Source organism: Altererythrobacter ishigakiensis (assembly GCF_001663155.1).
GTDB classification, from domain to species: domain Bacteria; phylum Pseudomonadota; class Alphaproteobacteria; order Sphingomonadales; family Sphingomonadaceae; genus Erythrobacter; species Erythrobacter ishigakiensis.
The window spans coordinates 1124006-1135000 of sequence record NZ_CP015963.1 but is presented as its reverse complement, the minus strand read 5'-3'; the positions used below and the strand labels follow the sequence as shown (position 1 = coordinate 1135000).

General features: G+C 57.1%; 10 protein-coding genes (1 of these 10 running past the window's edge). 5 read left to right on the top strand and 5 right to left on the bottom strand.

Features of this window, described 5'->3' with window-relative positions:
• Positions 1 to 1561: the 3' portion of an ABCB family ABC transporter ATP-binding protein/permease gene (locus tag A6F69_RS05300; RefSeq protein ID WP_067598310.1), read on the top strand. Its footprint begins 257 nt before the window's first position; 1561 of the gene's 1818 nt are visible here — the last part of the coding sequence; its start codon lies off the left edge, out of view; the stop codon is at positions 1559 to 1561.
• 3 nt (positions 1562 to 1564) lie between these two features.
• On the opposite strand, the gene A6F69_RS05295 is transcribed toward A6F69_RS05300, so the two are convergent.
• On the bottom strand, positions 1565 to 4432 hold the full coding sequence (locus A6F69_RS05295; protein ID WP_067598307.1) for a M16 family metallopeptidase: 2868 nt from the start codon (positions 4430 to 4432) through the stop codon (positions 1565 to 1567).
• A 254-nt stretch (positions 4433 to 4686) separates the two neighbouring features.
• Between A6F69_RS05295 and A6F69_RS05290 the strand changes: the two genes are divergently transcribed.
• Positions 4687 to 6180 (top strand): SulP family inorganic anion transporter, encoded by a 1494-nt coding sequence (locus A6F69_RS05290; RefSeq protein WP_067598304.1) that lies wholly within the window; start codon positions 4687 to 4689, stop codon positions 6178 to 6180.
• On the opposite strand, the gene A6F69_RS05285 is transcribed toward A6F69_RS05290, so the two are convergent.
• Genes A6F69_RS05285 through A6F69_RS05270 form a run of 4 tightly spaced genes read right to left on the bottom strand, consistent with a single transcriptional unit; the run spans position 6171 to position 8909 of the window.
• A complete protein-coding gene (locus A6F69_RS05285) occupies positions 6171 to 6539 on the bottom strand; it encodes an ACT domain-containing protein (protein ID WP_067602551.1) in 369 nt (122 codons plus the stop codon). The two genes, A6F69_RS05290 and A6F69_RS05285, sit on opposite strands and share 10 nt — an antisense overlap.
• A gap of 41 nt (positions 6540 to 6580) precedes the next feature.
• Positions 6581 to 7882 carry an ATP-dependent protease ATPase subunit HslU gene (gene hslU / locus A6F69_RS05280; protein WP_067598301.1) on the bottom strand — a complete coding sequence of 434 codons (1302 nt, stop codon included), beginning with the start codon at positions 7880 to 7882 and terminating at the stop codon, positions 6581 to 6583.
• Between the two features lie 5 nt (positions 7883 to 7887).
• The gene (hslV, locus tag A6F69_RS05275) at positions 7888 to 8448 is read right to left on the bottom strand and encodes an ATP-dependent protease subunit HslV (protein WP_067598298.1); all 561 of its coding nucleotides are present in this window, start codon (positions 8446 to 8448) and stop codon (positions 7888 to 7890) included.
• A gap of 56 nt (positions 8449 to 8504) precedes the next feature.
• A complete protein-coding gene (locus A6F69_RS05270; protein ID WP_425388078.1) occupies positions 8505 to 8909 on the bottom strand; it encodes an outer membrane protein assembly factor BamE in 405 nt (134 codons plus the stop codon).
• Between the two features lie 247 nt (positions 8910 to 9156).
• Between A6F69_RS05270 and A6F69_RS05265 the strand changes: the two genes are divergently transcribed.
• The 3 genes from A6F69_RS05265 to A6F69_RS05255 all read left to right on the top strand — a co-directional run bounded on the left by A6F69_RS05265 (position 9157) and on the right by A6F69_RS05255 (position 10990).
• Positions 9157 to 9684: a ubiquinol-cytochrome C chaperone family protein gene (locus A6F69_RS05265; protein ID WP_067598292.1), complete on the top strand. Its 528-nt coding sequence runs from the start codon at positions 9157 to 9159 to the stop codon at positions 9682 to 9684.
• On the top strand, positions 9681 to 10208 hold the full coding sequence (locus tag A6F69_RS05260; RefSeq protein WP_067598289.1) for a YceD family protein: 528 nt from the start codon (positions 9681 to 9683) through the stop codon (positions 10206 to 10208). Before A6F69_RS05265 ends, A6F69_RS05260 begins: the two co-directional genes overlap by 4 nt.
• 74 nt (positions 10209 to 10282) lie before the next feature.
• Complete coding sequence (locus A6F69_RS05255) at positions 10283 to 10990, top strand: hypothetical protein (RefSeq protein WP_067598286.1); 708 nt, start codon at positions 10283 to 10285, stop codon at positions 10988 to 10990.
• The last annotated feature ends 5 nt before the right edge of the window (positions 10991 to 10995 follow it).

Below are 10995 nucleotides of genomic sequence, written 5' to 3'. Positions count from 1 at the left end.
TGGCCGGTTCACCAGCGTCGCTTTTGATAACCTGCGCAACATCGCGTTCGAAAGGGTCGGGCAGGTCGCAACGCTTAATTTGGCGCAAGACGTTTTCCATCGGCTGCACCGGCTCAGTCTGCGCTTTCACCTCGGCCGGCGCACAGGCGAAGTAACCAAAACCATCGAACGCGGCACCAAGAGCATCGACATGATGCTCTATTTCCTGCTGTTCAATATTGCTCCCACCGCCATCGAACTGGTCGCGGTAGGCGTTATCTTCTATATCAATTTCGGTTGGGAGCTGGTCGCCGCAACGGGCTTCACAGTGGTCACCTATATATTAGTGACGCGTTGGATCACCGAATGGCGCACCAAGCTGCGCCGCCAGATGAATGACCTGGACGGCAAGGCGCTCGACCGCGCGGTGGATTCGCTTCTCAATTACGAGACGGTTAAATACTTTGGCGCTGAACAACGCGAAGAAGCGCGTTACGGCAAGGCCGCCAAGGCCTATGCCGAAGCCGCGATCAAAAGCGAAAACTCGCTCGCTATTCTCAACATAACGCAGGCCATGATCACCAATGCGCTGATGGCTGGCGCGATGGCATATACTGTATGGGGTTGGAGCAAGGGAGAGCTTAGCGTCGGCGATCTGGTGTTCGTGAACACCTATCTGCTTCAACTTTTCCGACCACTGGATCTGCTCGGTTGGGTTTACCGCACAATCCGCCAGGGGCTCGTCGACATGGGCGAGATGTTCAAGCTGATGGATGCATCTGTTGAAGTTGAGGACAGACCGGGGGCACCTGCCCTCCTCATCAATCGTCCCCACATTACCTTTGATCATGTCAGCTTCGGCTACGAGCCAGAACGGCAGATACTGAACAATCTCAGCTTTGAAGTGCCGGCCGGATCGAACATTGCAATTGTCGGACCTTCTGGCGCGGGCAAGAGCACTATCGCACGATTGCTGTTCCGTTTTTACGACCCGCAGGGCGGGCGTATCCTGATCGACGGTCAAGATATCGCGGGCGTCACTCAAGAAAGCTTGCGTGCAGCCATAGGCATCGTTCCTCAGGACAGTGTGCTGTTCAACGACACGATTGGCTACAACATTGCCTATGGAAGTGACGGCGCGCGTGACGAAGATGTGGTTGCGGCGGCTCGCGATGCCGCGATCTTGCCGTTTGTTGAGCAGTTGCCCGACGGCTTTAGCACTGAAGTGGGGGAGCGCGGCCTCAAGCTTTCCGGTGGCGAGAAACAGCGGGTCGCGATCGCAAGGACGTTGGTCAAGAACCCGCCGATCCTGTTGCTCGATGAAGCGACCAGCGCGCTGGACACGCGAACCGAGCAGGACATACTCTCGACGCTACGGCGCGTATCGAAGGGGCGTACAACGATTGCTATCGCGCACCGCCTATCGACAATCGCTGATGCGGATCGGATCCTTGTGCTCGATCAAGGCAAGCTCGCAGAAGCAGGCCGCCACCGCGATCTGCTCGCGGCGGACGGTCTCTACGCTGAAATGTGGGCGCGCCAAGCAGCCGAACGTGAAGAAGAAAACCAAGTAGCGGAGTAAGGTTTACTCCGCCTCGCCAGCTTCATCTTCCTCAACCTTGCGCAAACTTGCTGATGACAAATTGACGTCGTCGGCCGCAATCACTTCCACATCACCGCGGATCGCCTTGAGATCGTCCAGGAACTGAGAGGCATCGCCAACGACCACCAATGTTGCTTTGTCGGGGTCAACATAAGTTCTCGCAACTGCGCTGGCAGCTTCGCCGCCAACGGCATTCAGGCGCTCTGCAAACTTGAGAGCTTCTGCAGGCTCAAGCCCCTGCTGCAACAGCGTGGAAACGATTGAGTTGAAACCGCCACTTGATTCGAGCGACCGGGCAAAGTTGCCCGACATGTAAAGCCGACGCTTGGCAAGCAAGTCATCGCTCAATGGTTCACTGCCCAACCGTGCGAACTCATCGAAGAAGATCTTTGCGACCTCATCGGCGGTATCATTCTTGGTCTGCGCGCTAGCAGTTAGGATTGAATCATCCGCCCTGTCCGCGAACCCCGAATAAGCGCCATAGCTAAGCGAACGCTTGGTGCGAATCTCTTCAAACAGGCGCGCGCTCGATCCGCCACCCAATACGCTGTTGGCAAGCTCAAGCGGGAAGAAATCCTCGCTCTTGCGCGCCGGCGCCCGTACCGCTGCAACCACGGCTGCCTGGCCCGCCTCCGGCATATCGATCACGATCGTACGGATAGGTTGCTTTTCTCCCGCTGCCTGTTGCGGAACTGGTCCCGACGGGGTTGCGACGGTCCAGTCGCCGAACATTTGTTCAGCCACAGAAATTGCCTGCTCTGGATTGATCCCGCCACTGATCACAATCTGCATGGCATCGGGATGGAAATAAGCGGCGCGGTGTGCGATCAGATCATCGCGAGTAATTGCCGCCAGACTCTCAGTAGTACCGCCCGGCTGTGAGCCGTAGGGCGCATCGCCATACATCGCGACGCGGACAGCAAACCGAGCCAGGCTGCCTGGATCCTTCAGCGAAACCTGCAAGCCATCCGCCGCACGTTTGCGTTCGCGCTGGAAGGCATCTTCGGGATAGATCGCCCCTCGAACGATGCGCGCAGCTAGCTCGCCCGCGTCGGCAAGCGTTGCCACCGGCGCTGTCAGGCTGAAGCTTGTGCCATCACTGCCCGCTCCGCCACCGAAACTCGCACCCAGGCTTTCAAACCGCGCAGCGATGGCGACTTCATCCATCCCTTCGACACCTTTATCCGCCAACCCGGCGGCCATTTGCGCGATCCCAGCTTTGGCGCGTGGATCCGTCTTGCTGCCGCCGGGGACAAGCATGGTAACGGTTGCGATAGGGACATCGCCGGTTTGCACAGCGACTACCTTGATACCGTTCGAAAGTGTGCGCTCGACGATTTCAGGCGCGGCGACATTGGGTACTTCGCCGGGCGCGGGAGGCGCCATGCGCTGATCCTCCGGCAAGACCTTGCGGATTTCACCCACTGCTGGTGGGAGAGTCCGGAACTCGGGCATTCGGACGGGGTTTGCGTATGTCGAGGGATCATCCTCGCCTGAAGTATAGGTAAATGCCACGCGTTTCTGCGGATCGAGATAGTGCACTGCGACGCGCATCACATCTTGAGGAGTTACCTCGAGCAGCTGATTAAGGCGTGTGTCGGCAAAGTCGGGATCCCCGCTTGAAACCAGCGCTTCGCCCAGTTCAAACGCCCGTCCGCGTGCCGTTTCCCGCCGGCGCAGCGTGCTAGCGACAATCTCGTTACGCGCTTCGGCCAGCTCGGCTTCGCTGACAGGCTCAGTGCGGAGGCGTTCCAGTTCCGCTTCAAGCGTGGATCTCGCTTGATCCATTGCCATCGGATCGGACACAACGGCATAGGCTGCGATCTGGCCTGCTTCGCGAAACAATTGCACATTGGCTGCGGCCTGAACCGCCTGACCACTGCGCACGAGAGCGCTGTCCAGACGGTTATTGTCGCCGCGAACCAAGATTGCCTCCAGCATTTCCAGCGCTGCAGCGTCAGGATCAGTTGTTGGCGGCCCCTTCCAGACAGCCCCCACTACGGGCAATGGCACATTGGGTGCAGTTGCGTTGACTACGCGCGGCTCTGTGCGTTCAGGCTCACGCTCTGTGATCGCCAAATCAACCGGATTCGCGCGCTGAGGAATATCCGCGAAATATTCATCTACTAACGCCTTTAGTTGAGCGACTTCGAAATTGCCCGCAACAATCAAGGTCGCCGTGTCAGGCCCATAATAGGCTTCGTAGAATGCGCGTGCGTCGTCCAGCGTGGCACTGTCCAGATCTTCGATACTGCCGATGCCTGGCCGGCGATGTGGCATGATATCGAACGCGTTTTCAGTCAGGACATAGCGCTGCAAGCGGCCATAAGGAGGTGCGAGTACGCGCTGACGCAGCTCTTCTTTCACCACCCCGCGTTCGGTTTCGAACACTTCGTCATCTACCACAACTTTGGCCATGCGTTCGCGGTGGGTCCACAGCATGGTTTCCAGATACTGGGCAGGCACAATCTCGTAGTAATTGGTGCGGTCGATCCAGTTCGATGCGTTGCGTGTGCCACCGATATCCGCCGTCAGTCCGTAGATCATGTTATAAGGCATGTTCTCAGTTTTTCGGCTCAGGATATGCTCGAACAGATGAGCAAATCCGCTGCGTCCCTCCGGATCAAGCTTGGACCCGATATCGTACCATAGGGAAGTGGTAACAGTGCTGGTGCCGGCATCGGGGATCGCGATCACCCGCAAACCATTGTCGAGCGTCCACATGGTGTAGTCGATTTTGGGCGCAGACAGGCTGACTTCGCTGGTTGAAGCGTGATCATCTGCGAAGGCAGGCGTTCCTGCCATCATCGCCACCGCCGCTACGCCTGAAAACAAAAACTTACCGATCATCTTGGTCCCCGCTTGTCTCGTTCATCAAATAATGCCTTGGACATAGGGCTGGTTCCAGATCAACCGCTCGCCATTGATTGTCCTGCGAACGGCTCACGAATATCGATGTGCGGCTTCTCCCGCATCGATCAGCGCACAACGGTTTCACCATACTTGGGGTTGTGCTGCACTGCACAATAGGCCAAAGGCGCACGTTCACTAAATCCGGCGCTCCACAAACCGCCGCAAAGCCAATCCAAATTCGGGAATTCTCAATGTTCGATGCCGCTGCGATCCGCCGCGACTGGTTTTCAAATGTGCGTGCGGACATCCTCGCCGGGATCGTTGTCGCTCTGGCCCTTATCCCGGAGGCGATCGGCTTTTCGATTATCGCCGGTGTTGACCCGCGTGTAGGCCTCTACGCTTCTGTCACGATTGCAATCGTGATTGCATTCACCGGCGGGCGTCCGGGTATGATATCAGCCGCTACAGCCGCAGTTGCCGTTGTTGTTGTCCCGCTCGTCCGCGATCACGGGGTAGAGTATCTTTTCGCAGCGACCATTCTGATGGGTATTTTTCAAGGCATCGCAGCGCTGCTTCGTCTCAATTTGCTGATGCAATTCGTCAGTCGCTCCGTGATCACCGGTTTTGTTAACGCGCTCGCGATACTCATCTTCATGGCTCAGCTTCCGCAGCTGATCGACGTAACCTGGGAAACTTATGCGATGGTCATTGCCGGTTTGGCGATGATCTATCTCATACCGAAACTCACCACTGCCATCCCAAGCCCGCTGATCGCAATTATAGTCCTGAGCGCGCTGTCGATCTGGCTTGATGCGCCTGTCAACACGGTCAGCGATATGGGCGAATTGCCCGAAGGACTGCCTTTCTTCGCTTTGCCCGACATACCGTTGACGTGGGAAACACTGCGCATCATCGCACCGTATTCTGCGACGATGGCGGCAGTTGGATTACTTGAGAGCCTGCTGACAGCGCAGATTGTGGACGACATGACCCACACCGGCAGTGACAAACGCCGCGAGAGCGCCGGACAAGGCATTGCGAATATCGTCACGGGGTTCTTCGGTGGCATGGGGGGCTGCGCCATGATCGGCCAGTCAGTGATCAATGTCTCCAGTGGCGGCCGTGGTCGTTTGTCCGCTCTTGCCGCAGGTGTGACTCTTCTAATTCTGTTGGCCGCGCTCGGTCCCTTTGTCGGCCAAGTGCCGATGCCGGCATTAGTCGCCATCATGATCATGGTTTCAATCGGCACGTTCTCCTGGAACTCGATACCCAACCTTGGCAAGCATCCATGGCAGTCTTCTGTCGTAATGCTAAGCACTGTTGTAACAGTGGTCGCGACGCACAATTTGGCTCTGGGCGTATTGGTGGGCGTTCTCCTTTCAGGAATCTTCTTCACTCAGAAAGTCATGGGCATGTTCACCGTGTCTCGCCATGTTGAAGGCGACACCGCAATCTACACCGCAACAGGTCAGATATTCTTCGCCAGTGTTGATAGGTTTACTGCTGCGCTTGGTCCGGAAAGCATTCAACCGAACCCAGCGCCGCATGTAGTCATCGACGTATCATCAGCACATTTCTGGGACATTTCCGCGATTGATGCGCTGGACAATGTGGTCGAACGTATGCGCCGGAACGGTCGTAGCGTGGAGGTGACGGGCCTCAATACCGCCAGCTCTGATCTGGTCGACAAGTTTGCACTAACGGATAAGACCGGCGTTGAGATTGGGCTTGCGCCTCATCCCTGAGCGGTTGAACGTTGGAGGTCCTTTAAAATAGCGAGCGCCTGATCGCCTCGCTCGGTCGGAACAAACACATGATCATGATGATACGCGGCAACGACATTGCACGCGATCCCATGCTCTGCCAACGCGCTCGCGACAGCCGCTGTTAGACCAAACCCCGTCAGTGAAGAGTGCACTGTCAGCGTGATGCGAGCGAAGGCCGCGCTTTCATCGCCTAGCTCACGAGCGACCGCTTCGGGCACAATGGCAGTGACGCCTTCATCCTCGCGGAAGGTGCCAATCGCTGCACCTATTGCCGTGGGTGCAATGTCAGGTGTGATAAGGAGAAAGCAGTAGCTCTGATCATCCAGGATCGGCGCCATGTGCGCCACCATAGCATCGCGATCAGAGATTGGACCTGTTGTCACAGGATATACTTGGACAGATCGCTATCACCCGCGAGATCAGCCAACCGATCACGCACATATGTGGCATCGATTGTAATCGTCTCATCGGTGTGCTCTTCTGCTTCGAAGCTAATTTCCTCTAGCAGACGCTCCATCACCGTTTGTAGTCGCCGCGCGCCGATATTTTCGACGCTCTCGTTCACCTGAGCCGCAATCTTGGCGACTTCGCCGATGGCATCTTCGGTGAAATCCAACGTAACCTTCTCAGTGCCCAGTAGGGCGCGATATTGCTCGACCAGATTTGCACGCGTCTCCGATAGAATTCGGACGAAATCTTCCTCGGTCAATGCGCGCAATTCGACCCTGATCGGGAGTCGACCCTGCAATTCGGGCAACATGTCTGAAGGTTTGGCTACGTGGAATGCGCCCGAAGCGATAAACAGCACGTGGTCGGTTTTCATCGGGCCGTACTTGGTGCTCACGGTTGTGCCTTCGATCAGTGGCAGCAAATCGCGCTGAACACCCTCGCGGCTAACGGAACCGCCGCGCACATCGCTGACCGCGATCTTGTCTATCTCGTCGAGAAAAACAATGCCGTTGGTCTCAGCGTTGCGCAGTGCGGCCTGATTAACGTCATCCTGATCGAGACGTTTGTCCGCTTCTTCATCGACCAGCCGGTCCCATGCATCAGGAACCTTCAGCTTGCGCCGCTTGGTCGGCTTCTTGCCCATTGCCTTGCCGAACATGTCGGACAAATCGATCATACCTACGTTGCCACCCATATTGCCCATGTCGAAAGGCATATTTGGAGCTTCCTCAACATCGATTTCGACTTCGACGTCATTCATCGCGTCCTGTACCACCCGTTCGCGGAATGCTTCGCGGGTCGCTTCAGACGCATTCTCGCCACATAACGCGTTGAGCAGGCGTTCCATTGCGGCTTCACTGGCAGCTTCGCGCACCGCCTCGCGGCGCTTCTCCTTCTCCAGCCGGATTGCTTCTTCAGCCAGGTCGCGCGCGATTTGCTCTACGTCACGACCAACATAGCCAACCTCAGTGAACTTGGTCGCTTCGATCTTGATGAACGGCGCTTGCGCAAGCTTTGCCAGCCGGCGACTGATCTCTGTCTTGCCGCAGCCAGTTGGTCCGATCATCAGAATGTTCTTCGGCGTAACTTCGTCGCGCAGCTCGCGGTTGAGCCGCTGACGGCGCCAGCGATTGCGTAGTGCTACGGCGACTGCGCGTTTAGCATCCTTTTGCCCGATAATATGTTCATCAAGCGCGGCGACAATTGCCTTGGGAGTGAGTGCTTCAGTCATTTCGGTTAGATCTTTTCGACGGTCACATTGCCATTGGTGAAGACACAGATATCTGCGGCAACCTGCATCGCTTTGGTCGCGATGACTTCCGCATCCTGTTCGTAGTCAGCCAAAGCGCGGGCCGCGGCCAGTGCGTAATTTCCACCTGAGCCAATCGCGGTGATGCCGCCTTCGGGCTCCAGAACATCGCCATTACCGGTCAATACCAGCAGACTATCCCTGTCTGCCACGATCATGAGCGCTTCAAGATTGCGCAGATATTTGTCAGTGCGCCAATCCTTTGCAAGCTCAACCGCGGCGCGCAGCAATTGTCCCGAATGCGCCTCGAGCTTCTTTTCTAGACGCTCGAACAGAGTGAATGCATCAGCGGTCGCACCAGCAAACCCGGCGATGACCTTGCCACCTTCACCAATGCGCCTGACCTTGCGGGCGTTGGGCTTCATGACTGTGTTGCCCATGGATACCTGGCCATCGCCAGCGATCACGGTCTGATCGCCACGCTTAACCCCAACAATGGTGGTTCCATGCCACTGGATCAGGCCGTGGCTCGCCGCTTTATCGTCCATGAAGGCGAATATGGGGGTGAAGTTCTGCCGGTCAAGCGGCCTGGACCAGCTCCGCGCTATTGCGGCGCGCCAGCTCCGGGTGCGCCAACTGTACCGATATTACCGAACAGATCTTCCAGGAAGCCCCGCTCACGGCCCAGCGTTGGCGTTTCGTCACCGTCCGGAGACAAGAAAGCGACGCGATCAATGCCAGTGCGATCTGTGCTGGTGACATTTCCTGAGGCGTCAAATTGAACGGCAAGCACACTGTGAGAGCGGATCTTCGGACTGCTCATTGCCCGCTGGCCCGTCACGCTTGACACATAGTACCACGTCGGCGTTCCATACTGGCTGGTAAAGCTTGGGCGGCCAAGCGTCATTTCAACTGAACGTTGGTTGTCGATACCCGGCTGGATCGCATCCACAAGCAACGCATCAACCACATAACCGCGTGATTGACGGATCGATGTGCATCCCGCCATCGCAATCGCCAATGTTGCAATCAGACCAATCTTGAATGCCTTCGCGTGGATCATTCGAACCGCTAACCTTATCTGTATTTGCTCGTCGCGCATTGTGCGCATAACGAGCATCCCTATATTTCGGCCAAGAGCCTTACGGCGATGGAACGCAGCTTGCAACGCTGCGTTTCAATGCCACTGGGCATAGCGAATTGAATTGCGGCTGAACGCGGCCACCGCCTGCCAAAACAAAGGAGCTTTTCCTCGAATGTCGTTCCTATCCAAACTTCTCGGCACGCAAAAGGACCCACGCGATGAAGTTCGCCCGCTGTGGCACAAAGTGGTCGAATTGGCCCGTGATCCGTCATGGTATTCGAATTGCGGGGTCGCAGACACTGTGGCAGGCCGGTTTGACATGATCACCGCCGTATTGAGCGTAGTAGTAGTCCGCCTGGAAGCTTCCGCGCATCACAATCAAAGCGCGCTGCTGTGTGAGCTTTTTGTCGAGGACATGGACGGACAACTGCGAGAGTTTGGCATCAACGATGTCGTGGTGGGCAAGCATGTGGGACGATTGATGAGTTCGCTTGGCGGACGACTGGGGGCATACCGCCCTGCCCTCGCGGACATTGAAACTGAAAAACTTAAAGCCGCCGTTGAGCGCAACGTGACATTCACCGAGGATGGCTCGCCATTGTCCGTCGCGGGCAAGCTGCAAACTTTACACAATCATCTTGCCGGTGTGGGCGACGAAGCGCTTATCGCTGCGCAATTCGGCCTGGAGCCAGCCGCATGATCGAAAGCGAGCTTGCCCGCCCGATCAAGAGCCGCGCGCTTCCCGCTGAACCGGTGGTTATCGAAGCGAGCGCGGACGAGCGCGTGGCGCTGGCCAAGCGATTTGGCCTGACCAGCGTAGATGATCTGTATGCCACAGTTGAGCTGGAACAGCGGGCCAAGGCGATCCACGCCAATGGCACACTCAAGGCGAGCATCACGCAGGCTTGCGCGATTTCACATGAAGACTTTTCGACCAAAATCGAAGAGCAGCTGGCGTTCCGTTTCGTCGAAGCATCCGCGGTCGAACCTGGCCAAGGCGACGAGATCGAGATCGAGTTGGATGCCGAGGAGCTTGATGAGATCGAATATTCGGGCGACACATTCGATCTGGGCGAAGCGGTCGCGCAGTCATTGGGCCTTGCGATCGATCCCTATGCCGAGGGTCCGAATGCCGATGCCGCCCGCAAAGCCGCCGGGATCAGTAGCGATGACGAACCTTCCGGCCAGCTGGCTGAGGCGCTAAAGGCGCTGAAAAAGGACTGAGTCCGCTACCTCATTTGCATCTGAGGGTGCTCCCCACTCCACCCGCTTTGGGTCGACATTGTCAGGGGGTATCAATGACGGCAAATCCGCGCGCAGACGGCTTCTTCCAGCTTATGGCTTGGATACTCGCGCTATTGGTTGTGGCCGGCTTCGGTGCGCTGCAGTTCCTCGCGCCTGAGATGGCTAGCCCGATGCGGCCCACGGTTGCACTTCACGGACTGATATTCTTCGGCTGGTTTGCGTTGCTGATCGTACAGCCGCGACTGATCGCTCAGGGCAACTATGCTCGTCACAAACAGATCGGCCAGCTCAGCATGGGGCTCGCCATTGCATTGGTTATCATGGGCGTATTCATTACGCGCGAGGCCTATCTGCGGCCCGGCTGGTCAATTGCTGGCATGGGCCCGGAAAGCTCGATCATGTTCCCGTTCACAGACCTTATATTCTTTTCACTGCTCTATTGGCTGGCCTACGCGAAGCGCACAGAGGCGCAGGCTCACAAGCGCCTGATGCTGTTTGCAGGGATAGTGATGCTGGATCCGGCGCTGGCGCGGCTATTCACCGCCCTTGGCTTGCCGCCGCCCTTTATCACCGCAGTTGAACTTGGGCTCGTGATCGCAGTGATGATCCATGATCGTAACTCATTGGGGCGAATTCATTGGGCGACCTGGCTCGGGCTGGCATTGTTAGCAGCTGTCTACCCACTCGCATTCGGCGTTTCCCAGACAACTGCATGGACCGATTTGTTTACAGCCGTGCTGGGAAGCCCCCCGCCAATCTGATTGGC